The sequence below is a fragment of the Aminobacter sp. P9b genome (genome assembly GCF_045345995.1).
GTDB lineage: Bacteria > Pseudomonadota > Alphaproteobacteria > Rhizobiales > Rhizobiaceae > Aminobacter > Aminobacter niigataensis.
The window spans coordinates 3367983-3394503 of the sequence record NZ_CP150082.1 but is presented as its reverse complement, the minus strand read 5'-3'; the positions used below and the strand labels follow the sequence as shown (position 1 = coordinate 3394503).

Below are 26521 nucleotides of genomic sequence, written 5' to 3'. Positions count from 1 at the left end.
GGTTAACTCGCCTTGATTGATATATTCGCTAACGCTTGTCTACCCTGACGCAGGGTGTCAGGAACACTGTTGTATAGTCGATGCATGTCTTGACCTCAAAGGAGGCGAAAATGGACATTGCCATCGATGAAATCGCGGCAGAGACGTTCAGACTATCAAGCTACTCGCCTGAAGCCGGATTGACTTTCAACCAGTTTGTTGTTCGCGATCAGCAACCGCTTCTTTATCACACGGGCTTTCAAAGAGCGTTTTCATCAACGCGGGATGCTGTCGCCACATTGCTTGATCCCGCCAAGCTTCGGTGGATCGGCTTTTCGCACTTCGAGCCGGATGAATGCGGTGCCCTGAACAATTGGCTGGCCATTGCGCCTAGTGCGACAGTTGTCACCAGCACCGTGGGAGCCAGCGTGATGCTGGAAGATTTCGCAGATCGGCCAGCGCGGGCCCTGATGGACGGCGAGCGCCTGGATACGGGAGCGCATACGTTCGAATTTCTCTCCACCCCACATCTGCCTCATGGGTGGGACGCAAGTCTTCTGTTCGATGAGACAGAGCGCACGCTTTTTTGCGTCCGATCTGTTTCTGCACCAGGGCGAGGGGCCGGCCGTCGTCGAAACGGATATCGTCGGGCCGGCTCGGGAGATGATGGCTTCCACGCGCGACAGCCCGTTCGCCCATAGTATTCCATGGACCTCACGAACCAATGCGATGTTCGATCGGCTGATGTCGCTTCAGCCAAATACGCTTGCGGTCATGCATGGATCGGCTTTCCGGGGAAATGGGTCTGGTGCCCTTTCCGATCTCCGCGGTTGCCTCAGGACCCTGTCAGCATCTTGAGTTCGCAGGCCGAAGACGGCCGCCGCTGCGCGCTTTTGAGTGCAGGTGCCTTTGTCTCATGTGCTCAGCGAGTTCGAGGCCCTGAGGCTGACGCCGGTGATACGCCAGATGCCGTCGGGCTGCAGTTCGAGCGTGTAGACGGCTTCATAGTCCTTGCCGTCGGGCCCAACGATGAGCACTTGCTGGGCGATTGCGGTCGGGCCCATCTCCCGGGATTTGCCGAAATCGAAGCTCTGCGGGTGATGCACCGGCTTGTAGCCGCCCGACACCATGCCCATGAAGGTTTCAAGCGTGGGGAAGATGCGCTTCACATTCGGCGCGGCATAGCCGTAGGCAGTGGCGTTGTCGCCGGCGCGGAAGGCCTGGAGCTGGCCCGATATGCTGCCCTGCGCCGCCTTGATCTCGGCATCGCCGGCAAGGGCCGGAAAGGCGCAAAGCAAGGTGGCGAAGGCGATGGCGGCACGGCGCATGTTGGCGTCTCCCGTTCGGTGGCGGGCATTGGCCGGCGCCACGATGACATTGTAACATACGCAGGCGAGCCGTTTGCGGTTTCATGCTACCGGCTCGTTGGCCAGCGGCGGTGCGCCCAAGCATTGGCTTGAAAGCGCAGGCTGGTTCTGCGACAAGACCGGCAACGATGGCAGGGCCGGAACGGACGGTGCGATGAAGACCTTTTTCGTGCAGATCAAATGCGAACTCGGCAAGGCCTATGAGGTGGCGAGCGCACTGGCCGATGCGGAGATCGCCTCGGAGATCTATTCGACCGCCGGCAACTACGACCTGCTCGCCAAGTTCTATGTCGATGACGAGGAAGACATCGGTCACTTCGTCAACGAGCGAGTCCACTCGATCGGCAACATCAAGGACACCTTCACGACGGTGACCTTCCGCGCCTTCTGAGCGCGGCGAGGGCAGGGATACGCCCAAATCCCCGGCTTTCTGCCAAAATGATGGGCAAATTCCCTGTAATGAAGCCGGCTACGCCTGAAACAGGCGATTGCGCTTGATTTTCTCCCCCGAGGTCATTTCACTGATCTCAGAGGGGAGTTTGCCATTGGTCGCCTTCGACGAAATGCTCCCGGCAGAAGCCGGATTGAGACGGCCCTACGAAGCCTATGACGGCTGGCTCAAGAACCAGGATGCTGCCCGCCTTACCGAAAAGATGCGCGATGCCGAGCGGGTTTTCCGCAAGACCGGCATCACCTTCGCCGTCTATGGCGAGCAGGAGGCCTCCGAACGGCTGATCCCGTTCGACATCGTGCCGAGGATCATCTCCGGCAACGAGTGGCGCAGACTGACGCAAGGCATCGAGCAGCGCGTCCAGGCGCTGAACGCCTTTCTCGACGACATCTACCATCGCCAGGAGATCCTGCGCGCAGGCCGCGTGCCACGCGATCTGATCGCCACCAACGAGGCCTTCCTGCCGGAGATGATAGGGGTCAGGCCGCCCGCCGGCGTCTACACGCACATCATCGGCGTCGACGTCGTGCGCATCTCCGAGAACGAGTTCTACGTGCTCGAAGACAATGCGCGTACGCCGTCCGGAGTCTCCTACATGCTGGAGAACCGCGAGACGATGCTGCAGCTCTTTCCCGAGCTGTTCCAGCGCATCAAGGTGCATCCGGTCGAGAACTATCCCCAGTTGCTCAGGCAGTCGCTGGCGGCGGTGCGGCCGAACGGGGTCAGCGGCGCGCCGACGATTGCGGTGCTGACGCCGGGCAGCTTCAACTCGGCCTATTTCGAACATGCGTTTCTGGCCGACCAGATGGGCGTGCAGCTTGTCGAGGGACAGGATCTTCGCGTCGTCGACGGGCGCGTGGCGATGCGCACCACCGAGGGCTACAAGCAGATCGACGTGCTTTATCGCCGCGTCGACGACGCCTATCTCGATCCGCTGACCTTCAAGCCGGACTCGGCGCTCGGCGTGCCCGGCATCATGGACGTCTACCGCGCCGGCAACATCACCATCGCCAACGCGCCAGGCACCGGCATCGCCGACGACAAGGCGATCTATTCCTACATGCCCGAGATCATCGAGTTCTATACCGGCCGCAAGCCGATCCTCGGCAACATCCCGACATGGCGCTGCTCGGAGCCTGACAGCCTGAAATACGTCCAGGAGCATCTCGCCGAGCTGGTGGTCAAGGAAGTGCACGGTTCTGGCGGCTACGGCATGCTGGTCGGGCCGGCGGCGAGCAAGAAGGAGCGCGAGGAGTTTTCCAAGAAGCTCGCAGCCAGGCCGTCGAACTACATCGCCCAGCCGACACTGTCGCTGTCGACCTGCCCGATCCTGACCGAGAAAGGCCTGGCGCCACGCCATGTCGACCTCAGGCCGTTCGTGCTGGTTTCGGACCGTATACGCATCGTGCCGGGTGGCTTGACGCGCGTCGCCCTGAAGGAGGGCTCGCTTGTCGTCAACTCATCGCAGGGGGGCGGAACGAAAGACACTTGGGTTTTGGACGACTAGGGGGACGCTGACAGTTCATGCTTCTGGGACGCACCGCCAACGGCCTCTACTGGATGAACCGCTACATCGAGCGGACCGAAAACATGGCGAGGCTGATCGATGCCGGTCTGCGCATCGCGCTGACCCGCAGCCAGGACGCCTCGGAGGAATGGAAATCGGTGCTGCTTTCGGCGGGAGCCGCAACCTCCTTTGCCGACAAGCACAGCGACTATACATCCGAAAACGTTGCCGACTTCCTGTTGCGCGACATGTCGAACCCGTCGAGCGCGGTGGCGGCGATCGAGACCGCGCGCAACAATGCCCGCATGGTGCGCACCGCGCTGACCCGGGAAACCTGGGAGAGCATCAACGAAGCCTGGATGTCGCTGAAGCGCGTGCTGGCCAGCCCGATCGACCAGCGCGAATTGCCCGGCGTGCTCGACGCCATCAAGCGCGAAACGGCGCTGATCCGCGGCTCGTTCTACGGGACCATGCTGCGCAACGAGATCTTCGACTTCGCCCAGCTTGGCACCTATGTCGAACGCGCCGACAACACGGCGCGCATCCTCGATGTCAAATATTACGTGCTGCTGCCGTCGGTATCGTGGGTGGGCTCGTCGCTCGACAACTATCAGTGGGAGTCGATCCTGCGGTCGGTGGCGGCACACCGGTCCTACCGCTGGGTCTACGAGGCCGAATACAAGCCGACCAACATCGCCGAGTACCTGATCCTCAACGTGCGCATGCCGCGTTCGCTGACCTTCAGCTATCGCTTCCTGGCCGAACATCTCAAATTTCTCGGCGAGGATTATGGCGCGCGGCACCCGGCGCAGGAGATCGCAGAGCGGACCTATGCCAAGCTGCGCGGCACCGAGATCAAGGACATCTTCGAAGCCGGCCTGCACGAATTCCTGGCCGATTTCATCACCGACAATAACCGGTTGGGCGACCAGGTCGCCCAGGATTTCGGCTTCTACTAAGCGGACACCCACATGCGGCTCAAGGTCACCCACCGCACGGAATACAACTATGACGAGCCCATACGCTACGGCTTGCAGCGGTTGCGGCTGTGGCCGGTCAGCGGGCCGGCGCAGACCGTGCTGACCTGGTCGCTGCGCGTCGAGGGTGCGCGCGAGGAGGTGCGCTTCCTCGACCAGTTCGGCAACGACACGCGGCTTCTCAGCATTGACAGCGACCCGCATACGATCAGCGTGGTGGCCGAAGGCGAGGTCGAGACCAACGATGTGGCGGGCGTGTCCGGGCCGCACCGCGGTTTTGCGCCGCTGTGGCTTTTCCAGCATGAGACGCCGCTGACGGCGCCGGGCGCGTCTATCCGCCAACTCGTCGCCGGCATGGGCGAGGGCGGCGGACTGGAGCGGCTGCACGCGCTGATGGCGACGATCCGGGACCGCATCGCCTACGCGACCGGTACCACCGATACCCGGACGACCGCCGAACAGGCGCTGGAAAAAGGCACCGGCGTCTGCCAGGACCATGCCCATGTGTTTGCCGCCTGCGCCCGGCTGACGGGTTTCCCGGCACGCTATGTCAGCGGCTACCTGATGATGGACGACACGGTGGAGCAGGTGGCGAGCCACGCCTGGGCGGAAGCCTATGTCGACGGGCTCGGCTGGGTCGGCTTCGACGCCGCCAACGGCATTTCTCCCGACGAGCGCTATGTGCGCGTCGCGGTGGGCCGGGATTATCGCGAGGCGATGCCGATTTCGGGCATCCTGATCGGTCGGGCGCAGGAACGGCTTGCAGTCCACATCACTGTAGAGCAGTAATCCGGCGAGCAAGCGGACCGGAATCGATGACTTACTGCGTTGGCCTGAAGATTGATCGCGGACTGGTGTTCATGTCGGACACGCGCACCAATGCCGGGGTCGACAGTATTTCGACCTTTCGCAAGATGCGTATCTGGGAGCAGCCGGGCGAGCGCGTGGTCGTGCTGATGTCGGCCGGCAACCTCGCCACGACGCAAGCCGTGGTCAGCCTCCTCGACGAGCGGACCAAGGCTGTGGCCGATCGGGCGCCTACGCTGCTCGAAGCACCTTCGATGTTCCAGATCGCGCGGCTGGTCGGCGACACGGTCAAGGAAGTGATCTCGCAGTCGGCTCCCGCCGGACAGACGGCGGATTCGGCGTTCAACGCCTCGTTCATCCTCGGTGGCCAGATCAAGGGCAGCGAACCCAGGCTGTTCATGATCTATCCGGAAGGCAATTTCATCGAATGCAGCGACGACACGCCGTTCTTCCAGATCGGCGAGACCAAGTATGGCAAGCCGATCATCGTGCGCGCCTATGACCGCAAGATGAGCTTTGCCGAAACGGTGAAGCTTTTGATGGTTTCGTTCGATTCGACGCTGAAATCGAACCTTTCGGTCGGCCTGCCGCTCGATCTCGCCTTTTATGAAAAGGACAGCCTGAAGATCGGCCTGAAAAGGCGGATCGGCGCTGACGATCCCTATTACAGGAGTGTTTCCGAAGGCTGGTCGGATGCGCTGAAAGCAGCGTTCCAGAGCCTGCCTGATTTCATCGAGTAGTCGGCCAGGGCCCTATTTCACGTCGGAGGACGACCATGGACAACAACGAGTTTCGCCATTGGTCGGTGAAGGCGGCCGAATGGGGCGTGGACTACCGCACCGGGCTACGTGACCGGCCGGTGCGGCCGGATGTCAAACCGGGAAGCATTTTCGGCGCGGTCGCGGCCAGTGCGCCCGAACAAGCCGAGCCGATGGAAGATATCTTCGCCGATTTCGAGGCGACCATCGTGCCCGGCATGACGCACTGGCAGCATCCGCGCTTCTTCGCCTATTTCCCGGCCAACGCTGCGCCCGTGTCGGTGGTGGCGGAATATCTGGTCAGCGCCATGGCAGCCCAGTGCATGCTCTGGCAAACCTCGCCGGCGGCGACCGAGCTCGAGACCCGCGTGGTGGACTGGATGCGCCAGGCGCTTGGCCTGCCTGACGGCTTCACCGGCGTGATCCAGGATTCCGCGTCGCAGGCCACGCTCGCCGCCGTGCTGACAATGCGCGAACGCGCGCTGGCCTGGCAGGGCAACAAGGCAGGGCTTTCCGGGCAGCCAAGGCTGCGCATCTACAGCTCCGATCAGGTGCACACGTCGATCGATCGCGCCATCTGGGTCTCGGGCGTCGGCGAGGACAATCTCGTGCGCATTCCGACGGCAGGGCCCAACCGCGCCATGGCGACGGAGGCACTCGAACGGGCGATTGCCGAAGACCGCGCCGCTGGCTTCCTGCCGGCTGGCATCATCGCCTGCGTCGGCGGCACCAGTGTCGGCGGCACCGACGACATTGCCGCCGTCGCCAGGATTGCCGAGCGTGAAGGCCTCTACCTGCATGTCGACGCCGCCTGGGCCGGCTCGGCAATGATCTGCCCCGAGTTCCGTCATTTCTGGACCGGGGTGGAGGGCGCAGATTCGATCGTCTTCAATCCGCATAAATGGCTGGGGGCACAGTTCGACTGCTCGATCCAGTTCATCCGCGACGCTGAAAGCCTGGTCAGGACGCTCGCCATTCGCCCCGATTATCTCAAGACGCACGGCCACGACGGCATCATCAACTATTCCGAATGGTCGGTGCCGCTCGGCCGGCGGTTCCGGGCGCTGAAGCTGTGGTTCCTGCTGCGTGCGCATGGGCTTGAAGGCCTGCGGACGATGATCCGCAACCATGTCGCGTGGAGCGAGAAGCTGGCCGAACGGCTGCGGCGCGAGCCCGGTTTCGAGATCAGCAGCGAGCCGATGCTGTCGCTGTTCTCGTTCCGCCATGTACCCGGTGCCGCCGCCGATCTCGACCAGCACAATCTCGACCTTGTCGAGCGCATCAATCGCGACGGCCGGATCTACCTGACCCAAACACGCCTCGACGGACGCGCGGTGATCCGCTTCCAGGCAGGGCAATTCGAGGCGACGGAGGCCGACGTCGACCACGCATTCGAAGTGATCACCGAGATCGCCCGCGCCGGCTGAGGGCGGCCGGCGATCGGGGAAGGTGCTTCGCCTTTGCTTTCGAAGCGCCTTTTCAGTGCTTTCGTTTTCCCCTATCGTTCGTCAAAACGAAATGAGGGGAATGCCGAAATGTATCTTTCGCCGCGCCAGTCGGAAATCATCCAGCTTGCCAAGGACAATGGGCGCGTGCTGGTCGACGACCTGGCGGCACATTTCCAGGTCACGCCGCAGACCATCCGCAAGGATCTCAACGACCTCTGCGACCAGCGCCTGCTGAGCCGGATTCATGGCGGGGCGCTGTTTCCCTCGGGCATCGAGAACCTGGAATACGAGGCGCGGCGCAAGATCGCGGCCGACGAGAAGGATGCCATCGGCCAGGCGGCGGCACGCATCATTCCCGACAATGCCTCGCTGTTCGTCAATATCGGTACCACCACCGAAGCCGTCGGAAAGGCGCTGCTCGACCATAAAGGGCTGATGGTCATCACCAATAACATCAATGTTGCCAACAGGATGCGGGTATATCCTGACATGGAGGTGGTGATCGCGGGCGGGGTTGTACGCGGCTCGGACGGCGGCATCGTCGGCGAAGCGGCGGTCGATTTCATCCGCCAGTTCAAAGTCGACTATGCGGTCATCGGCGCTTCGGCGATCGACCATGACGGCGCGCTTTTGGATTTCGATTTCCGCGAGGTGAAGGTGGCGCAGGCGATCATCGCCAATGCCCGTCATGTCATCCTGGTGTCGGACAGGACCAAGTTCGAGCGCACGGCGCCGGTGCGTATTGCGCACCTGTCGCAAATGGACACTTTCATCACCGACCACTGCGACATTCCGAGCATTCGCAAGATTTGCGCGGAATCCGATGTCCAGCTTGTCGAAACGAAAAAACCCGCGCCCCTGTGAGCGCGGGTTCCGTTATGATGCTACGCCTCGGTCAGTAAGGCGAATAGCACTGCTGGCGCGGCCCGTTGTAGGGCTGGAACGTGTTGTCCGAGGCCCGATAGGACCGGTAACGGTCATAGCACCACTGCACATGCGAATTGCCGTAGCGGCTCGGCTGGACGTAGCGCGGCTGCGGCTGGTTGGCGATGGCGCCGCCGATGATCGCACCGGCGATGAATGCGCCAGCCGGGAACCAGAAGTCGTTGTGACGGCGGTAGCCGGGGCGGTAGTCACGATAGCCGCGATGCCCGTTGAAATAGACCACGTCGCCACGGTCCCTGTAGAAACCGCGACGCGGCGTGCGGAAATGGCTGGCACTGTCGCTGCGTTCGACGCGCATGGCGCGACGCTTCTTCCAGTAGTTGTCGTACTGCACCTGCTGGATGGCGGTGTCGGCCTGCGGCGCCTTGGGATAGTAGGCGGGAGCGGCGGCAACCGGCACGATTGACGCAATCGCAAACGATGCGGCAATGGCCGTTGCCATCAAGCCTGACATAACTTTCTTCATGATGGTCTCCTCGTAGTGTGGCGTCCGCTTGTAGAGGTAAACGGCGCCAACGGGCAAATGTTCCTCGGCCGACACCTGGCAGCCAATAGTGCGAGCTGTCAGCCTTTCACGTGGAAATAATGGCCGGCGGTTCGTTTTGTGCCGCGACTGGCGAATATCGGCGCGGAATCATGCTTGCCGGCCTGCAATCGCGCTGTAGCCATCCGGGTGTGTGTGGTACCTTGCCTGTGCGGCTTTGAGGAGGCACGGAGAGCGAGAGGGGGTCCGGCATGATGCTGGACAACCGCATTGAGCGCGACATAGACGCTTGTTACGAAGCGGTGTTTGATCCTGCGAGGTGGACGGACACGCTGCACGGACTTGCGCGCTCATTGAACGCCGCCTGCATGATGTTCTACCCCAGCAATCCGGACGCACGCGCCAACGACCCTCGCAACCCTGCCCGCGATTTCACGGAAATGCCGAGTTCCCGCGACTATGGCGACTTGCTGTCCGAATACATCAAGAACCGCTGGTATCTCGGGCATTACCGAGCCGAGCGCGGCATGCCGCTGCTGCGTGCAGGACGCACTGTCGTTACGGAACACGACCTTGCCACGGACGACGAACGTCGACGACTGCGCCATTACAACGAACTCTACATGGCGTTCGGCCTGCCGGGCTTCGCAATGGTGGGGCTCAAGGTGCACGGCGAGCTTTGGGCAGTGCCGATGCTGCGTGCCAAGGGGCAGGGGCATTTTACGACGGAGGATTCAAGGATCCTTGCCAGGATCGCTCCGCATTTTCGCCGGATGATATCGCTGTCAGAAACCCTGGCCCTGGCGCAGGGGCGAACCGCGCTGGCGACCCTGGAAGCGCTGTCATGCGCAGCCTTCCTGCTGGATTGCGTCGGCAATGTGCTCAGCCACAACAGCATCGCCGAGCGGGTTCTCGGTGACGGCTTGTATCTTTCCGGGCGCCGGCTCAGGGCGGCCAATCATGCAAGCGAGCTGGAATTGCGCAAGCTGGTTCACCAGGCGATCACCCATCGCCGTCCTTCGAACCTTGATGCAAGCCATGCCGTGGCAATCCGGCGGGATCCGAAACGGCCGTTGCTCGTGGAGGCGTTGCCGACGGCGGGGATCATCGGGGATGTGTTCCAGTCGACCAGCGCCATCGTCATCGTCAAGAATTTCGAGGATCGCCCGCGGACGACGTCGGATCAGCTTCGGGGCGCATTCAGCCTGACGCCGGCAGAGACGAGGATCGCGGTGCTGCTGGCTACTGGTGCCGGGCCAGGAACGATCGCTGAAAGCCTCCATCTCTCCAAGGAGACGGTGCGCGCGCACATGAAGATGATCTTCGCCAAGACCGGAACGCACCGGCAGGGGGAACTGGTGGCGCTGACGGCCAACATGGCAGGTACCTTGCCGATGACGTAACCCATTTGGGTGTTTCGGGTCCCGTCAAGGTGACGGATTCTCATGAGCCTTCACAGGAGGATCCCATGAGCAAGAGCATCATCGGACTGTCTGCCTTGGTGGTTGTGCTGATCCCTGTCATCGGCTGGGCGGAGGAACTCCCCAAGGACGCCGTGCCGCTGACCGCTTCGGAGGTCCGCGAACTCTATTCGGGCAAGTCGGCCAACTGGAGCAGGAGCCGTGCCTACTTCGCGCCGGACAGCACCTTTCTCATGCATGGCAAGGACAAGAGCTGGTTTGGAGAGGGCAAATGGACCGTCAAAGGCAACGAGGTATGCGGCAAACTCAAGCGGACATCGGTCAAGGACGGAAAGTCCAATACTGGTGGGGACTGCTGGGCCTGGTATCGGGTCGGCAAGAAATACATGACATTCTGGAGCGGCGAAAAAGACAAGAAATACGGCTATTATGACTCCGAGCTCAAGAAGATGAGCGCCGGCGACAAGGTCTCCAAGACCGTTGCCGAACTGAAGAAAAAATCCGGAAGCTGACGCGCAACCGACATCACCGAGGATCGCCTCTTGGGCCAGGCCGGCCCGAGAGGCCGTTCCATGTGCTGCGTAGGAGTGGAGCCTGTGGGCGCGTTTCTTGCCAGATTGTCTGCGGTTCTCGCCGTCTCGACGAGCCCCGCACATGCCACCAATGTGGACACAGCCATCGTTTTCGCCGTCGACGTGTCCGCGTCCATCGACGCAGCGACGGCGGACATGCAGCGCCAGGGCCATGCAGACGCCCTGATGGCGCCCGAGGTCATTGCGGCGATCGCAAGAGGCACCTTCGGGTGCATCGCCATCACCTATTTCGAATGGGCCGGGCCGGGACACGTCCGCACCGTGCTTCCGTGGACGTCGATCTGCAACCCCGGTGATGCACAGGCTGCCGCGACAATCATCAGTCGCGACGGCGACAGCGGCCGAGGCTGCCTCAGGAATTGCAGCACCTCGATTTCGTTTGCCATCGACCTAAGCCGCATGCTTTTCGAGCAGTATTCCGGGCATGCCGGGAGAAGGGTCATAGACATCTCCGCCAACGGCACCAACAATGACGGCCTTCCCGTCGCGCTCAGCAGGTTGCGGGCGATCAGGAATGGCTACACGATCAATGCGATCGCCATGCCCGCCTTCACGCGTGGCGTGGCAAGGGACCTCACCGACTATTTTGCGGAAAATGTCATCGGCGGGCCCGGCGCCTTCGTGCTCAGCCCCGACTCCGTCGGTGACTACGCCGACGCCCTTCGGCGCAAACTCGTGGTCGAGATCAGTTGGTCGATGCCCGACAGATCAACACGCTGAGGTGCGAGGCAGAGCCCAACAACGAGGCGGAACCGCACACGCGGTGCATGCTTCGATCAAGCAGATGGCGGCGGAGGTGGGTGTGGCGATCGGGCTACAGTAATGCGCTTCCTGCGCGCTGGCAGGCCTGCTTTTGGCTTCCTACAGGCTTCGAGAGCGAAGGATTCCCACTGTCTGCGGCTGAAATAAGGTTTCGCACCGGCGCGCTCAAAGGCAACTTCGAAGGCTTTCACCTTCTCCGCCAGCCCAACCGCATCGCGCAGCGCAGGGATCGCGTGTCGCTCGAGGCCATTCAGCTCGACGAAAACATAGGGCATAGTTCGCTTCGTCGCTGGCCGGGTTGAGCTTGTTGTGTGCAGTAGGTCTCGTAGGCGCGTCGGCGCGAGCCTTACACGGTCGGCCCGATCTCCTGCAGCTTGGTGTGAGGCCGAAGCATTCGTGGCCGAAATTGCCGAAAATCGCTGCCACGTCGTCGAGTTGCAGCGGAAAATCCGCCATCAGCTTGCCATGATGCCGGGCGCCTTGGCCCGAAAGGTGTCCTGTGCCTTGCCCTTGCTCATGTCGATGCCCTTTCGGTTAGTCAGGGGCATCGTAGGGGCAGGCTGGAAACGTCAATTGGCGGCCGGCGCGAGTTTGAAGATCGGTGAAAACCTAAGCGATGGACAGGTTTAGGGTTAGCCGGGCCGCCATTGAGCGACTTTCACCGAAATGATAGTCCTACCCGCACAACATGGAGGCTATTTATTGTGGATGATGCCCTAATGCGGTTGCTGTCGCAGATAAAGGCGTTTTTCAAGTCGAGTGATAAGCCAAGCCACATCGAAAGCTCGGCGGACATTGTTCCTTACAGGTCGGCCCGCATTGTCGCCAATTTCGGCTCAGAACGAGAGCGTCGCCTTCGGTCGCTTTTCGAGCAAGACGGCTATCAATCGCCAAGCATTGAAATCAAGTACCTGACGAATTGTGTTTTGGACACCAGTTCAGGTCTGGTCGTGCTGAATGATGGTCGCTTGGATGACTGGGCTCGCCATATTGCCAGTTACTATGTCGATACGACATTGGGGAATCTGCCGAGGCGGGTTCAGAATGCGGTCACGTCCACCGTGCCTGATCGTGTCATCCATGTATTTCATCGTTCTTGCAGTGCCTACGGGCACTTCGTGCTGGACGGGCTATGTGCAATCGCGCTCCTAAGCGATCAGATTAGGCGCGAAGGTCTGAAGATACTGGTCCCCGACTTCCTGCCGGCGTGGGCGACCAATGCGCTGGCCGATGTCGGGTTCGACGAAAGCAAGATATTGCTGGCCCAAGGAACTGTGCGGTTCCGCCATATGGCGCTGCCAAGCACGGTGAAAGCGACCAGTTGCTTCTTGCCCAGCCCAACATCTATGGACGCGTTAAGGAAACTAGCCAAACCACCACACCAAGTCGACCACTCGCGCCGCATCTACCTGTCGCGCGAAGGTGCATACTCGCCCCGGACAGCCAAGAATGAGACAGACGTTATTGCGTTGTTCGTCGATGCCGGGTTCGAGATTATCAGCCCGGCAAGCCTAAGCTTCCGCGAACAGATCAACCTATTTGCAAGCACCGGGATCATTGCCGGCAACCACGGCTCGGCTTTTGCCAATATGGTCTTTACGCCACCAGGCGCGCAGATCATCGACTTGATGCCTGAGCACTGGATTGGTTATTGGATCGACGGCGTGACGCCCGAAAGGTGGCTGTTCAACCTTACAGCCGCGTGCAGTCACGATTATTCGGTGATCCTCAGCCCATCCACCATGGACGGGGACCCATACATCCCGAATGTGTCTACGAAACTGGCAAAAATAGAAGCTGAGACCGATTTGGATGCTATCCGCACCGTGCTCGCGGATTTATCCTAGAAGTTGAAGAGCCTCTGGATAAGCCCCTTTGGCTTGTAGGATTTCCTGAGGTCCAACCCGTATTGATAAAGTTCCCTGTCTAGGGCCGTGAACTCTAACAGCAGGTCCATCGTTGATTGCTGCAGCCCTTCGGTACTGGGTCTGTTTGCGCTGGAGTTAGCGCGAACCAACTCAACCTTTCCACATCCTAAGGCCTTGAAGATGGCCGCAGCGTCATCGTCAAATCGTTCCACGAAACCGATATAGTCAAAGGTACTGAGGTGGAGTTTGGCCATTGCCAACATCTCGGTACCATCGAACTCATCGACCACCCTGGACGGCTTGTCGGCAAATTCGGCACCACGGCCATACGCGAGCTGCCACGTCTGATGGTTCCAGAACATCTCTCGGTAGGCCGGCTCAGGGTGGTGTGCGAGCCTGAGAAACGCCTCCAGGCCTTTCTCGCGGGCTACATCGTAAAATGGCGATTCCCCGGCGGGACGCCCTGCGCTGAAGGAGTAGAGAGACAATACCCGCTCGATGGGATGGCGCAGAAACGTGAAGCAGTACCGATCAGGCATCAAGGGGCGCGCGAATTCGTATCCGAAATGCCCGGACACGAAGTCAAGGGTGCCGCACGCCGCGACGCCCAACTCCTCATAATCTGCGTGGCTGGAAACATTGTCGGGCCCGTAAAATTGCCGAGCAATATGCTGGATTGAGGTCCCAGCCGTCTTCTGGGTATGCAGGAATAGTGCCCGCCGCAAAAATCTAGCTCCCTCAATTGTGGCAACTACCCAGCTATCAGAGGAGATTGGTGCGTGCCACCTATCTTCGCACGAACAGGTGACCAATCTTCAATCGATGCTTGCACTACGCCGCCGCATTGTCGGTTGGAAAGAACCTGAGATCTCCAACAAGGAAGCATTCGTGAAATCCGCATTCGTCAGTGCTGTGCGAACGCCGGCGGGCCGATGGTTGAACCAGTGGAGAGCGCGACAAGGTGCGTGTCGCCGACCCCGGATGTCATATTGTTTGCATCGACTGACAACGCGTATCCGGCGATCGATGAGTACGGGAGGCCGCTGATGACCGCAGCGCCGACCGACGAGCCCTTGTTCGTCAGTGTCACTTGGGCTTTAGAGCAAACGATGTTGCTGACCCGTGTAGCTCTGTAGAAGGTCGAAGACGCGGCAAGCCCAACTGCTGCTCCACCGAATGCCAGAGAGACGTTGCTCAATCTCTCTTTGTAGTAATCAAGCGTAGCGTCGTCGGCAGATGCATAGTTGCCGACTTTCATCGAGGTGTTTTGCGCGGCGACCACAACCGCTTCATCGTCTACGGCCGCCTGATCCGCGCACAGGCCAAAGAGGGCGCCGATGGCGCCAAGGTGGCGGGCGAGGCGTCGAAATCGCGTTAGCGATTGTGGTGAGCGCGCAGGGATTCGAACCCTGGACCTACTGATTAAAAGTCAGTTGCTCTACCGGCTGAGCTACGCGCTCCCGAAGGCCGCGAGGCGACCCGGAAATTGCGGCGGAACATAGGGAGAGTGCCGGGTCGGGTCAACCGGAAAAACACCGCTGCAAACAGCCTGTTAAATGTTCCGTCCGGGACAGGCCCTGACGGTCGCCCTGGCGACGGAATATTGCCCGGCGACGATATTGCTGGGCGCATATGCCGCTGCTAGAGCATGGCGCCCAATACCGGGCTGCCCATCGATATGGACATACATTTATGCATAGCCTTTTGAAACTTGCCGTTGCCTCCGTTCTCGCCGTTTCGGCACTGCCCGCCATAGCCCAGGCCGAAGATCTGGTGTTTTCGCTCAAGAACGGCACGTCGTCGGTGCTGACGAATTTCTATGCCTCGCCGGTGGGCGTCGACCAGTGGGAAGACGACATTTTCGGCCGTGACACGCTTGCCCCGGGCGAGAGCATGAGCATCACCATCGCCGATGGCCGCCGCACCTGCGAGTACGACATGCGCTTCGAGTTCGAGGAAAGTTCCGACCTCGACACCACCGAAGACACCCAGAATCTCTGCGAGCTGGGCGAATACACCATCCACGAATGATCGATTGACCGATGCGATGCGTCGCCGGAGGGTTTTTGCCGCTCGGCGACGACTTGCCACGGAATGGTGATTGGTGCGGAGCACGACGGCCCGCTATATGCGGCGCCGGAAGATCCGCGGAGCAGCATGGCATGGTACTGGACATCGGTTATCTCAGCGCATTGGGGGCAGGCGCCCTGTCATTCCTGTCGCCCTGTGTCTTGCCGCTGGTGCCGCCCTATCTCTGCTACATGGCCGGCGTTTCGGTCGACGATTTCAAGGCCGACGGCGGCGTGGCAACGGTTTCGCGGGCGCGCGGCGCACTGCTTGCGGCGTCAGGTTCCTTCGTCCTCGGCTTCACGACGGTGTTCGTGGCGCTTGGCGCCGGCGCCTCGACCATCGGGCAGTTGCTGCGCACCTGGCAGGAGCCGCTTGCCATGGCGGCGGGCGTGCTGATCATCCTGATGGGTCTCAATTTCCTCGGCATATTGCGCATCCCGTTCATGTCGCGCGAGGCGCGCTTCCAGTCGCGGGGCAAGCCGGCGAGCAATTTGGCCGCCTATCTCATGGGCCTCGCCTTCGCCTTCGGCTGGACTCCCTGCATCGGGCCGGTGCTGGGGCCGATCCTGACGCTGGCCGGCGGCCGCGAAACGGTGGGCGAGGGCGCGGCTCTGCTCGCCGTCTACTCGCTCGGCCTGGGCATTCCGTTCCTGATCGCGGCGATGTTTTCGGGTGCCTTCATGCGCTTCCTCAGCAAGTTCCGCGTGCATCTCGGCAAGGTCGAAAAGGTGATCGGCGGGCTTCTGGTCGTGGCCGGCGTGCTGTTCCTGACCGGCGGCATCCAGACGGCATCCTACTGGCTGCTGGAGCGCTTTCCGGTGCTCGGCCAGCTCGGCTGATCCTTCAAACCGTCGAAATCGGTGTGCATTGGAGGCGATTGCCAGCAATGCTAGAAAGGTGGCCGATTCCAGCCGCCTTCTTCCAATCCGGACGCCGCCATGACCTCGAGAACCTGCCTGTCGATCATCCTTGCCGCCGGCGAGGGCACCCGGATGAAGAGCACCAGCCCCAAGGTGCTGCACCAGATCGCCGGGCTGCCGATGGTGGCGCATGTCGCGCGGACGGCCGAGGCCGCAGGTGCCGACGGGTTGGCGCTGGTCGTTGGCCATGGCGGCGACGAGGTGAAGGCGGCGGCAGAGAGATTTGCGCCAGGGGCCGAGGTTTTCGTCCAGACCGAACGCCTGGGCACCGCGCATGCGGTGCTGGCGGCTCGCGCTGCGATCGCACGCGGCCATGACGATGTGCTGGTGATGTTCGGCGATACGCCGCTGGTCGAGGCCGAATCGCTGGCGACAGCGCGGCAAAAGCTCGCCGATGGTGCCGCGGTCGTGGTCATCGGCTTCCGTCCGCCGAACCCGGCAGGCTATGGCCGCCTGCTCGAAAAGGACGGCAGGCTGGTGGCGATCCGCGAGGACAAGGACTGCACCGACGAAGAGCGCAAGATCGGCTTCTGCAACGCGGGCTTGATGGCCATTGCCGGCAATGAAGCGCTGAAGCTGCTCGACCAGGTCGGCAACGCCAACGCCAAGGGCGAATTCTACCTCACCGACATCGTCGAGATCGCCGACAAGGCAGGGCTCAAGGTCGTGGCCACCGAGGCGAGCTTCGAAAGCGTGCTCGGCATCAACAACCGCGCCGAACTGGCCGAGGCCGAAGCGATCTGGCAGAAGCGGCGCCGCCGGCAGGCAATGCTGGAAGGTGCGACACTGATCGCGCCCGAAACCGTCTATTTTTCGCACGACACCGAGATCGGCTCCGATGTGCTGGTCGAGCCGAACGTCTGGTTCGGACCCGGCGTAAAGATCGCCAGCGGAGCCACCATCCACGCCTTCAGCCATCTTGAGGGCAGCAACGTCGGCCCGCGCGCCGAGGTCGGGCCTTTCGCGAGGCTGAGGCCGGGCGCAGACCTGCATGAAAAGGCCAAGGTCGGCAATTTCTGCGAGGTCAAGAAGGCGACGGTGGAAAAGGGCGCCAAGGTCAACCACCTGACCTATATCGGCGATGCGCGGGTCGGCGCGGGCGCCAACATCGGCGCGGGCACGATCACCTGCAACTATGACGGCTACTCCAAGTTCTTCACCGACATCGGCGCGGGCGCCTTCATCGGCTCGAATTCTTCGCTGGTCGCCCCGATCGTTATTGGCGCCGGCGCCTATGTCGCGTCGGGCAGCGTCATTACGGACGAAGTCCCCGGAGATGCATTGGCCTTCGGCCGCGCGCGCCAGAAGACGCTGCCGGGCAAGGGCAAGGAATTGCGCGAGCGCTTTGCTTCGGCGGCGGCCGCGAAGAAGGCGGGCGTGAAGTAACCGCATTTCAATCCTACCGTGCGACGATTGCCCATCCTGAAGGGCTGGATGGCTGATACGTTGCGAAACGGAATGTGACTTCCGCTTGGCAGTTGCGCTGCCTAAAAGGCCGATAGGGTTTTGAGGGATTGGACGGGGCAAAATCATGTGCGGAATCGTTGGAATCGTCGGCCAGACGCCGGTTGCGCCGCTGATCGTCGATGCGCTGAAGCGGCTCGAGTATCGCGGCTATGACTCGGCCGGCGTCGCCACGATAGAGAATGGCGAACTCGCGCGTCGTCGCGCCGAGGGCAAGCTCATCAATCTCGAGCGCCGGCTGAAGGCCGAGCCGCTGGGCGGCAACATCGGCATCGGCCATACGCGCTGGGCCACCCACGGCGTGCCCAACGAGACCAATGCGCACCCGCATTTCTCCAACGGCGTGGCGATCGTCCACAACGGCATCATCGAGAATTTTGCCGAACTGCGCCAGGAGCTTACGGCCGACGGCTACGAATTCACCTCGCAGACCGACACCGAGGTGGTGGCACACCTGATCGCGCGCGAATTGGCGCGCGGCACCCAGCCGATCGAAGCCGCCCACGCCTCGCTCAAGCGTCTTCACGGCGCCTTCGCACTGGCCATCATGTTCCAGGGCGACGAAGACCTGATCGTCGGCGCCCGTAATGGCCCGCCGCTGGCAATCGGCCATGGCGAGGGCGAGATGTTCCTGGGGTCGGACGCGATTGCGCTGGCGCCCTTCACCAACTCGGTGACCTATCTCGAGGACGGCGACTGGGCGGTGGTGCGCCGCAGCCAGTTCCAGATCTACGACATGGACGGGACCCCGGTTGAGCGCCAGCGGCGCCAGTCGGTCGGCTCGAGCTATCTCGTCGACAAGGGCAACCACCGCCACTTCATGGAAAAGGAAATCCATGAGCAGCCCGAGGTGATCTCGCACACGCTGGCGCATTATCTCGACTTCACGCAAGGGACGTCGAAGCCGCTCGACCTGCCGTTCAGTTTCGCCGACATCGACCGCCTGGCTGTATCGGCTTGCGGTACGGCCTATCTCGCCGGCTTGGTCGGCAAATACTGGTTCGAGCGCCACGCGCGGCTGCCGGTCGACATCGATGTCGCCTCGGAATTCCGCTATCGCGAGATGCCGATCTCGAAGAAAAGTGCGGCGTTCTTCGTGTCGCAGTCGGGCGAAACCGCCGATACGCTGGCTTCGCTGCGCTACTGTCGCAAGGCGGGCGTGCCGATCGGCGCCATCGTCAATGTGCGCGAATCAACGATCGCGCGCAGATCCGACGTGACGCTGCCGACGCTGGCCGGGCCGGAGATCGGTGTCGCCTCGACCAAGGCCTTCACCTGCCAGCTTTCGGTGCTGGCGGCGCTGACCATTCGGGCGGCCTCGCAGCGCGGCACGATCACCGCGGATGAAGAAAAGGCGCTGGTGCGCAGCCTTTCGGAGACGCCGCGCTATGCCGCGCAGGTGCTCAAGCTCGATAAGCAGATCGAGAAGGTGGCGCGCGAGTTGTCGTCATACAAGCACGTGCTTTACCTCGGTCGCGACACCAATTTCCCGCTCGCCATGGAAGGCGCGCTGAAGCTCAAGGAAATCTCCTATATTCACGCCGAGGGTTATGCCGCCGGTGAGCTCAAGCACGGCCCGATCGCGCTGATCGACGAGAACATGCCGGTCATCGTGATTGCGCCGCATGACCGCATCTTTGAGAAGACGGTTTCGAACATGCAGGAAGTGGCGGCGCGCGGCGGCAAGATCATCCTGATCACCGACAAGAAGGGGGCGGCGCAGGCGACGGTGAAGACGCTCGAGACCATCGTGCTGCCCGACGTGCCGGAGTTCATCGCGCCGATCATCTACGCGCTGCCGATCCAGATGCTGGCCTATTTCACCGCCGTGTTCATGGGGACCGACGTCGACCAGCCGCGCAACCTGGCGAAATCGGTGACGGTGGAGTAGGCGGGGCCGGCAAGGCTGGCTCTACGCCCCCTACGAAGATCGCTGTTCCAATGCACCGCGTGGTTGACTAATGTTGCGCTGCAAAGAGGGCGGCGCTGCGGAATGTCGGATACCCACAAGACCTCGGGCATGACCCGGCTGAGGAACTACTTCCTCACCGGCTTCGTCGTTTGCGCGCCGCTGGTGCTGACCATCTATATCGTCTGGTCGTTCATCGGCTGGGTCGATTCCTGGGTCAAGCCGTACATTCCGGCGAAGTACAATCCGGACAACTACCTGACAATCCAGGTGCCGGGCTTTGGCCTGATCGTCGCCCTCGTGCTGATCACGCTGATCGGCTTCCTGACCGCCAATTTCATCGGCCGTGCGATCGTTGCCTTCGGCGAGCGGCTACTGAACAGGATGCCGCTGGTACGCGGGCTCTACAAGGCGCTGAAGCAGCTGTTCGAAACGGCTCTTTCCGACAAGAACGAGATGTTCCGTACCGTCGGGATGGTCGAATATCCGCGCAAGGGTGTGTGGTCCATCGTCTTCATCGCCGCCGACAAACGCAGCGAGATCAACGAAAAGCTGGATCAGGAGGGCGATCCGCTGATGGCGGTCTTCATGCCGTGCACGCCGAACCCGACGACCGGGTTCCTGATGTATGTGCCGCGATCTGAGGTCGTGCTGCTCGACATGAGCATTGAGGACGGCGCCAAGCTGATCGTTTCGGCAGGGCTGGTGGCGCCGGAGACGAAGAGCAGAATCACGGCGAACGGCGTGCCGATCGAAGGACCGATGGGCAACCCGCCTGTCGGCGTACTGCCTCAGCCTGCCCTCAGCAACCTGACAGCCTCGTCGCGGCCGAACAAGTAAAGCAGCAGCCTGAGCGCTTCGCCGCGCGGCGATACAAGTTCGGGGTCACGCGCAAGGATCAACCGGGCGTCGTCGCGGGCAATTTCCAGAAGGTCGGCGTGGGCTTCGATACGGGCGACCTGGAAGCCCGGCGTGCCGGACTGGCGTGTGCCGAGCAATTCGCCTTCGCCGCGCAGCTTGAGGTCTTCCTCGGCGATAAGGAAACCGTCTTCTGTCTCGCGCATGACCGACAGGCGGCGCTTGGCGGTCTCGCCGAGCGGGTCCTTGTAGAGCAGCACGCAGGATGACGGCTTCGAGCCGCGACCGACGCGCCCGCGCAACTGGTGGAGCTGGGCGAGACCAAAGCGCTCGGCATGCTCGATGACAATGATGGTGGCGTCGGGCACGTCGACCCCGACCTCGATGACGGTGGTGGCGATCAGCACGCGTGTTTCGCCTTCCTTGAAAGCGCGCATCGCCTCGTCCTTCTCGGCACCCTTCATGCGGCCGTGAACGAGGCCGATGCGGTCGCCGAAGACCGGCTGCAGCGAGGCGAAACGATCTTCCGCCGACATCAGCTTGATCTCTTCGGATTCCTCGACCAACGGGCATATCCAGTAAATCTTCTGGCCCTCGGCGACCGCGTCGCTGATGCGGCCGACGAGTTCGTCGATACGCTCGAGCGGCAGGGTAACTGTCTTGATCGGCTGGCGGCCGGCCGGCTTTTCGGTCAGGCGCGAAACATCCATGTCGCCGAAGGCGGTGAGCACCAGGGTGCGCGGGATGGGGGTGGCGGTCATCACCAGCATGTCGGGCGCCTGGCCCTTGGCGTTCATGGCCAAGCGCTGGTGCACGCCGAAGCGATGCTGCTCGTCGATGACGGCGAGTGCCATGTCGCGGAACACCACGGTCTCCTGGAACAGCGCGTGCGTGCCGATGACGATGTCGATCTCGCCGCTTTCGAGGCCGGCGAGGATCTGGCTGCGTTCGCGGCCCTTTTCGCGGCCGGTGAGCACGGCAACGGTCATGCCGACGCGCTCTGCAAGCGGCGCGATGGTGGCGAGATGCTGGCGCGCGAGGATTTCGGTGGGCGCCATCAGTGCCGCCTGGCCGCCGGCCTCGACGGCGCGGGCCATGGCGAGCAGGGCCACGACCGTCTTGCCGGAACCGACATCGCCCTGGAGCAGGCGCAGCATGCGTTCGGGCTTTGCCAGGTCTTCGTTGATCTCCGCAAGGGCCTGCTCCTGCGAGCCGGTCAGCGCATAGGGCAGGGCCTTGCGCAGCGCTTCGACGAGGCGGCCATCGCCGGTGAGCGGCCGACCGTGCAGCTTGCGCACCCGGGCGCGAACGAGGGCCAGCGACACCTGGCCGGCGAGGAACTCGTCATAGGCGAGCCGGCGCCAGGCTGCATTTTCGGGCGAGGCGTCGATCGGATCGGCGGGGTTGTGGACGCGATGGAGCGCTGCCGCGAAGGGCGGGAAGCTCTGCTTGCGCATGACATCTGCATCGAGCCATTCGGGAAAAGCAGGCACCCGCTCCAGCGACTGGCCGATGGCGCGGCGCAGCACCTTCGACGACAGCCCCGCGGTGAGCGGATAAACGGGCTCGACCAGCGGCAGCTTGTCGGCCTCGCTGGCAAGGGCGATGTGGTCGGGGTGGACCATCGACGGGCGGCCATTGAACCACTCCATGCGGCCGGAGACGATGACCTTCTCGCCTTCGGGCATCGCCTTCTCTAGGTAAGCGGCGTGGGCATGGAAGAAAGTCAGCGCGATCTCGCCAGTGTCGTCATGGGCAAAGACCCGGTAGGGCGCAGCGCGGTTGCCGCGCGGCGCCGGCTGGTGACGATCGATGCGCACGTCGAGCGTGACGATGGCGCCTTCGGCGGCAAGTGCAATGCCGGGCCGGTTGCGGCGGTCGATGACGCTGTTGGGCAGGACGAACAGCAGGTCGCCGGTACGGGCGGCGCGATCACCCAGATCGGCCGGCACGACCTTCTCGATCAGCACGGCGACCTTGGGCCCGATGCCGGCAAGCGAGGTGATGGGTGAGAACAGGGGATCGAGCAGTGATGGGCGCATGATGTCAGCTTATGCGCTGGAGTTGCCGGGGCAAAGGCTGACAGGGGCAGCTATCCACGCTATATGCGCCCGGCATAAGAGGATTTTGGACATGACCGGAACGACACGCTCGAGCGAAGGGCTGGATACGCGCAGGCGCAAGCTGCTGTTTCGTTCGTGGCATCGCGGCATGCGCGAGATGGACCTGATCCTCGGCAATTTCGCCGATGCCCATATCGACAGGCTGAGCGACGAACAGCTCGACCTCTACGAGGCGCTGCTCGACATCACCGACAGGGACCTGCTGTCGTGGATCGTCGGCGAGGTGAAAGTGCCCGAGGCCGTCGACCATGACGTCTATCGCCAGGTCGTGGCATCGCGCAGCGCCTTCACAATCTGAGTCAAATCATGAGCTTGCTGAAACCAATCGGCCTGCCCAAGGGCCGCGCCGGACAGTTCATCGTCGATGGCGTGGCCGACGGCTACGAGGCTTTCGCGATTGCGCTAGCGGCTGCCGAGATGGCGCCCGACCGGCCGATGCTGTTTGTCGCGCGCGACGGCCAGCGGCTGCCGCAGATCGTCGAGGCGCTGGCATTCGTGGCGCCTGATATGCCGGTTCTCGAGCTGCCGGCCTGGGACTGCCTGCCTTACGATCGCGTATCGCCGGGCTCGGACGCGGCAGCGCGCCGGCTCGATGCGCTGGCGGCGATGATTGCGCTTCGGAAGGAGCCGCATCGCGCCATCGTGCTGACGACGGCCAACGCGCTGCTGCAACGCGTGCCGCCTTCGGCTGCCATCGAAGCGCAGGAATTCCGCGCCAAGCCGGGCAACCAGGTCGAGATGAACGGGCTGGTGGCGCGGCTCGAGCGGGCCGGCTTCGAGCGCGTGCCGACGGTGCGCGGCGTCGGCGAGTTCGCCGTGCGCGGCGGCATCCTCGACCTTTATGCCCCAGGTGCGGCAGACGCGCTGCGGCTCGACTTCTTTGGCGACACGCTCGAAACGATCCGCGCCTTCGACGTGGCCAGCCAGCGCACGACAGGCAGCCGCAACTCGGTGACGCTTCAGGCGATGAGCGAAGTGGCGCTGACGCCGGAGACGATCAGCAAGTTCCGCCGCAGCTATATCGAGGCGTTCGGTGCGCCGTCGCGCGACGATGCGCTCTACGCAGCGGTCAGTGAGGGCCGGCGATTTGCCGGCATGGAGCACTGGCTGCCGTTCTTCTATTCGCATCTTGAAACGATGTTCGACTATCTGCCCGATGCGCCCGTGGTGTTCGACCATCTGGCACGCGAGGCGCTGGGCGAGCGCCACGCCCTGATCCTCGACCACTACGATTCCCGTCGCAAGCAGGGCGAAGGCAAGGGCCTGAAGGACGCGGTGCCCTACAAACCGGTGGCGCCGGAGCAGATGTACCTGTCGCCGGATGAGGTGGCTTCAGCGCTCGCCGACCAGGCCAATGCCGAACTGACCCCCTTCGACACGCCCTTTTCGAGCGGACGCAAGGTGCTGCATGCCGGCTCGCATGCAGGGCGCAGCTTTGCCGAGGAACGCGCCGACCCGAACGCCAATGTCTTCGACGTGGTGGCCAGGCACATCGCCGACCAACGGGCGGCAAAGCGGCGCGTCGTCGTTGCCGGCTGGACCGAAGGCTCGCTCGACCGGCTGACACAGATCCTCGACGAGCACGATCTCGGCAACCTCAAGCGCGTGGCAAACCTTGCCGAGATCGAAGCGCTGAAGGCCGGCGAAGCAGGCCTTGCCGTGCTTCCGATCGAAGCGGGCTTCGAGGCGGGCGACCTGGTGTTCGTCGCCGAGCAGGACATCCTGGGCGACCGGCTGATCCGGCGTTCGAAGAAGCGCAAGCGCGCCGCCGATTTCATCGCCGAAGCCTCGGCGCTGTCGTCCGGTGACATCGTCGTACACGCCGACCACGGCATCGGCCGCTTCGTCGGGCTGAAGACCATCGAGGCATTGGGCGCGCCGCACGACTGTCTCGAAATCCATTATGCCTCTGATGGCCGGCTGTTCCTGCCGGTCGAAAACATCGAGCTTCTGTCGCGCTACGGATCGGATTCGGCCGAAGCCCAGCTCGACAAGCTCGGTGGCGGTGCCTGGCAGTCGCGCAAGGCCAAGCTCAAGCGGCGCCTGCTCGAAATGGCCGGGCAGCTGATCAAGCTCGCCGCCGAACGGCACATGCGCGAAGCGCCGGCGATGAACCCGCCCGACGGTATCTATGGCGAGTTCGCGGCGCGGTTCCCCTACGAGGAGACCGACGACCAGCAGAGCGCCATCGACGCGGTGATGGAAGACCTTGGCGCCGGCAAGCCGATGGACCGCCTGATCTGCGGCGACGTTGGCTTCGGCAAGACGGAAGTGGCGCTGCGCGCGGCCTTCATCGCTGCCATGGAAGGTTTCCAGGTGGCGGTGGTGGTGCCGACGACGCTTCTGTCGCGCCAGCACTTCAAGACGTTTTCACAGCGCTTCGCAGGCCTGCCGGTGAAGGTGCGCCAGGCGTCGCGGCTGGTCGGTACCAAGGAACTGGCCGAGACCAAGCAAGGCATCACCGAAGGCACGGTGGATATCGTCGTCGGCACGCATGCACTGCTCGGCTCGTCGATCTCGTTCAAGAATCTCGGCCTTCTGATCATCGACGAAGAGCAGCATTTCGGCGTCAAGCACAAGGAACGGCTGAAGGAACTGAAGAGCGACGTGCACGTGCTGACGCTTTCGGCGACGCCGATCCCGCGCACGCTGCAGCTGGCGCTCACCGGCGTGCGTGAGCTGTCGCTGATCGCCACGCCGCCAGTCGACCGCATGGCGGTGCGAAGCTTCATCTCGCCCTATGATCCGCTTGTGATCCGCGAAACGCTGTTGCGCGAGCGCTATCGCGGCGGCCACAGCTTCTATGTCGTGCCGCGCATTGCAGACCTTGCGGAAGTGCATCAATTCCTTCAGGAATCGGTGCCGGAACTGAAGGTCGCGGTGGCACACGGCCAGATGGCGGCAGGCCAGCTCGACGATATCATGAATGCCTTCTACGACGGCCAGTACGACGTCTTGTTGTCGACGACGATCGTCGAATCCGGCCTCGACATCCCGACCGCCAACACGCTGATCGTGCACCGCGCCGACATGTTCGGCCTGGCACAGCTCTATCAGCTGCGCGGGCGTGTCGGCCGTTCCAAGGTGCGTGCCTATGCGCTGTTCACGCTGCCGGCCAACCGGACGCTGACCACCACTGCCGACCGACGGCTCAAGGTGCTGCAGTCGCTCGACACGCTGGGGGCGGGCTTCCAGCTGGCCAGCCACGATCTCGACATTCGCGGCGCGGGCAATCTGCTGGGCGAGGAACAGTCGGGCCACATCAAGGAAGTCGGCTTCGAGCTCTACCAGCAGATGCTCGAGGAGGCGGTGGCCGAGCTGCGCGGCAGTGGCGAAGCGATCGATACCGGCTGGTCGCCGCTGATCGCGGTCGGCACGGCGGTGATGATCCCGGAAGCTTATGTGCCCGACCTGCAACTGAGGCTTGCGCTCTACCGCCGTCTTGGCGACCTGGAGAACACCGAGGAGATCGACGGCTTCGGCGCCGAACTCATCGACCGCTTCGGGCCGTTGCCGGAAGAGGTCAAGCACCTGCTCAAGATCGTCTTCATCAAGGCGCTGTGCCGCAAGGCCAATGTCGAGAAGCTGGATGCCGGGCCGAAGGGCGTGGTGGTGCAGTTCCGCAAGCGCGAATTCGCAAACCCGGCCGGGCTGGTGCGCTACATCGCCGAGCAGGGTTCGCTGGCCAAGATCAGGCCCGACCACAGCGTGGTGTTTGCACGCGACTGGCCAAACCCGGAGAAGCGACTGGCCGGTTCGGCTGTGATCATGACGCAGCTGGCAAAGCTCGCCGAACAGGCGGCCTGAGGC

The 26521-nt window shown here is 62.6% G+C and carries 25 protein-coding genes and 1 tRNA gene; 20 read left to right on the top strand and 6 right to left on the bottom strand.

From position 1 onward, the window contains the following. Nucleotides 1-110: 110 nt before the first annotated feature. Nucleotides 111-680: an MBL fold metallo-hydrolase gene (locus WHT83_RS16700; RefSeq protein WP_406871800.1), complete on the top strand. Its 570-nt coding sequence runs from the start codon at nucleotides 111-113 to the stop codon at nucleotides 678-680. Between the two features lie 213 nt (nucleotides 681-893). Here WHT83_RS16700 and WHT83_RS16695 read toward each other — a convergent pair whose 3' ends face one another. Beyond that, nucleotides 894-1307 (bottom strand): DUF4864 domain-containing protein, encoded by a 414-nt coding sequence (locus WHT83_RS16695; protein WP_108608071.1) that lies wholly within the window; start codon nucleotides 1305-1307, stop codon nucleotides 894-896. Between the two features lie 193 nt (nucleotides 1308-1500). Here WHT83_RS16695 and WHT83_RS16690 point away from each other — a divergent pair, with 193 nt between their 5' ends. The 7 genes from WHT83_RS16690 (at nucleotide 1501) to WHT83_RS16660 (ending at nucleotide 8158) form a co-directional block, all read left to right on the top strand. Continuing rightward, entirely contained in the window at nucleotides 1501-1737 is a 237-nt protein-coding gene (locus WHT83_RS16690) for an Lrp/AsnC ligand binding domain-containing protein (protein WP_108609892.1), read from the top strand. A 154-nt stretch (nucleotides 1738-1891) separates the two neighbouring features. Continuing rightward, entirely contained in the window at nucleotides 1892-3304 is a 1413-nt protein-coding gene (locus WHT83_RS16685) for a circularly permuted type 2 ATP-grasp protein (RefSeq protein ID WP_183261005.1), read from the top strand. Nucleotides 3305-3321: 17 nt separating this feature from the next. Next, a complete protein-coding gene (locus WHT83_RS16680; protein ID WP_108608073.1) occupies nucleotides 3322-4263 on the top strand; it encodes an alpha-E domain-containing protein in 942 nt (313 codons plus the stop codon). A 12-nt stretch (nucleotides 4264-4275) separates the two neighbouring features. Continuing rightward, nucleotides 4276-5070: a transglutaminase domain-containing protein gene (locus WHT83_RS16675; RefSeq protein ID WP_406871799.1), complete on the top strand. Its 795-nt coding sequence runs from the start codon at nucleotides 4276-4278 to the stop codon at nucleotides 5068-5070. Nucleotides 5071-5096: 26 nt separating this feature from the next. After that, the gene (locus WHT83_RS16670) at nucleotides 5097-5828 is read left to right on the top strand and encodes a proteasome-type protease (protein WP_108608075.1); all 732 of its coding nucleotides are present in this window, start codon (nucleotides 5097-5099) and stop codon (nucleotides 5826-5828) included. 35 nt (nucleotides 5829-5863) lie between these two features. Beyond that, a complete protein-coding gene (locus WHT83_RS16665) occupies nucleotides 5864-7273 on the top strand; it encodes a pyridoxal phosphate-dependent decarboxylase family protein (protein ID WP_406871798.1) in 1410 nt (469 codons plus the stop codon). A gap of 108 nt (nucleotides 7274-7381) precedes the next feature. Then, nucleotides 7382-8158 (top strand): DeoR/GlpR family DNA-binding transcription regulator, encoded by a 777-nt coding sequence (locus tag WHT83_RS16660; protein ID WP_055976737.1) that lies wholly within the window; start codon nucleotides 7382-7384, stop codon nucleotides 8156-8158. 31 nt (nucleotides 8159-8189) lie between these two features. Here WHT83_RS16660 and WHT83_RS16655 read toward each other — a convergent pair whose 3' ends face one another. Next, nucleotides 8190-8705 (bottom strand): BA14K family protein, encoded by a 516-nt coding sequence (locus WHT83_RS16655; protein WP_318761624.1) that lies wholly within the window; start codon nucleotides 8703-8705, stop codon nucleotides 8190-8192. 269 nt (nucleotides 8706-8974) lie between these two features. Here WHT83_RS16655 and WHT83_RS16650 point away from each other — a divergent pair, with 269 nt between their 5' ends. The 5 genes from WHT83_RS16650 to WHT83_RS16630 all read left to right on the top strand — a co-directional run bounded on the left by WHT83_RS16650 (nucleotide 8975) and on the right by WHT83_RS16630 (nucleotide 13346). After that, on the top strand, nucleotides 8975-10126 hold the full coding sequence (locus tag WHT83_RS16650) for a helix-turn-helix transcriptional regulator (protein WP_406871797.1): 1152 nt from the start codon (nucleotides 8975-8977) through the stop codon (nucleotides 10124-10126). A gap of 65 nt (nucleotides 10127-10191) precedes the next feature. Continuing rightward, entirely contained in the window at nucleotides 10192-10656 is a 465-nt protein-coding gene (locus WHT83_RS16645) for a DUF995 domain-containing protein (RefSeq protein WP_406871796.1), read from the top strand. Nucleotides 10657-10740: 84 nt separating this feature from the next. Continuing rightward, the gene (locus WHT83_RS16640) at nucleotides 10741-11457 is read left to right on the top strand and encodes a DUF1194 domain-containing protein (protein ID WP_406871795.1); all 717 of its coding nucleotides are present in this window, start codon (nucleotides 10741-10743) and stop codon (nucleotides 11455-11457) included. 438 nt (nucleotides 11458-11895) lie between these two features. Beyond that, entirely contained in the window at nucleotides 11896-12129 is a 234-nt protein-coding gene (locus WHT83_RS16635) for a hypothetical protein (RefSeq protein WP_406871794.1), read from the top strand. Between the two features lie 89 nt (nucleotides 12130-12218). After that, nucleotides 12219-13346: a glycosyltransferase family 61 protein gene (locus WHT83_RS16630; protein WP_406871793.1), complete on the top strand. Its 1128-nt coding sequence runs from the start codon at nucleotides 12219-12221 to the stop codon at nucleotides 13344-13346. Here the strand turns inward: WHT83_RS16630 and WHT83_RS16625 are convergent. The 3 genes from WHT83_RS16625 to WHT83_RS16615 all read right to left on the bottom strand — a co-directional run bounded on the left by WHT83_RS16625 (nucleotide 13343) and on the right by WHT83_RS16615 (nucleotide 14827). After that, the gene (locus WHT83_RS16625; RefSeq protein ID WP_406871792.1) at nucleotides 13343-14092 is read right to left on the bottom strand and encodes a sulfotransferase family 2 domain-containing protein; all 750 of its coding nucleotides are present in this window, start codon (nucleotides 14090-14092) and stop codon (nucleotides 13343-13345) included. The two genes, WHT83_RS16630 and WHT83_RS16625, sit on opposite strands and share 4 nt — an antisense overlap. Before the next feature lie 179 nt (nucleotides 14093-14271). Next, nucleotides 14272-14625, bottom strand: coding sequence for a hypothetical protein (locus tag WHT83_RS16620; protein WP_406871791.1), 354 nt, complete (start codon nucleotides 14623-14625; stop codon nucleotides 14272-14274). A 126-nt stretch (nucleotides 14626-14751) separates the two neighbouring features. After that, nucleotides 14752-14827: transfer RNA gene (locus tag WHT83_RS16615), tRNA-Lys, on the bottom strand. A gap of 232 nt (nucleotides 14828-15059) precedes the next feature. On the opposite strand from WHT83_RS16615, the gene WHT83_RS16610 reads away from it, so the two are divergent. From WHT83_RS16610 to WHT83_RS16590, 5 genes are all read left to right on the top strand, one after another. Beyond that, complete coding sequence (locus WHT83_RS16610) at nucleotides 15060-15398, top strand: hypothetical protein (protein ID WP_108608079.1); 339 nt, start codon at nucleotides 15060-15062, stop codon at nucleotides 15396-15398. A 131-nt stretch (nucleotides 15399-15529) separates the two neighbouring features. Then, the gene (locus WHT83_RS16605; protein ID WP_108608080.1) at nucleotides 15530-16276 is read left to right on the top strand and encodes a cytochrome c biogenesis CcdA family protein; all 747 of its coding nucleotides are present in this window, start codon (nucleotides 15530-15532) and stop codon (nucleotides 16274-16276) included. 99 nt (nucleotides 16277-16375) lie between these two features. Further along, nucleotides 16376-17743, top strand: coding sequence for a bifunctional UDP-N-acetylglucosamine diphosphorylase/glucosamine-1-phosphate N-acetyltransferase GlmU (glmU, locus tag WHT83_RS16600; RefSeq protein ID WP_406871790.1), 1368 nt, complete (start codon nucleotides 16376-16378; stop codon nucleotides 17741-17743). 145 nt (nucleotides 17744-17888) lie between these two features. After that, a complete protein-coding gene (gene glmS, locus WHT83_RS16595; protein ID WP_406871789.1) occupies nucleotides 17889-19712 on the top strand; it encodes a glutamine--fructose-6-phosphate transaminase (isomerizing) in 1824 nt (607 codons plus the stop codon). A 102-nt stretch (nucleotides 19713-19814) separates the two neighbouring features. Beyond that, nucleotides 19815-20570, top strand: coding sequence for a DUF502 domain-containing protein (locus tag WHT83_RS16590; protein ID WP_318761641.1), 756 nt, complete (start codon nucleotides 19815-19817; stop codon nucleotides 20568-20570). Here the strand turns inward: WHT83_RS16590 and recG are convergent. Further along, a complete protein-coding gene (recG, locus tag WHT83_RS16585) occupies nucleotides 20522-22630 on the bottom strand; it encodes an ATP-dependent DNA helicase RecG (RefSeq protein ID WP_406871788.1) in 2109 nt (702 codons plus the stop codon). The two genes, WHT83_RS16590 and recG, sit on opposite strands and share 49 nt — an antisense overlap. A gap of 91 nt (nucleotides 22631-22721) precedes the next feature. On the opposite strand from recG, the gene WHT83_RS16580 reads away from it, so the two are divergent. Together WHT83_RS16580 and mfd are read left to right on the top strand one after the other, a co-directional pair. Further along, nucleotides 22722-23009 (top strand): succinate dehydrogenase assembly factor 2, encoded by a 288-nt coding sequence (locus WHT83_RS16580; RefSeq protein ID WP_406871787.1) that lies wholly within the window; start codon nucleotides 22722-22724, stop codon nucleotides 23007-23009. Between the two features lie 8 nt (nucleotides 23010-23017). Next, nucleotides 23018-26518: a transcription-repair coupling factor gene (mfd, locus tag WHT83_RS16575; protein WP_406871786.1), complete on the top strand. Its 3501-nt coding sequence runs from the start codon at nucleotides 23018-23020 to the stop codon at nucleotides 26516-26518. Nucleotides 26519-26521: the final 3 nt, after the last annotated feature.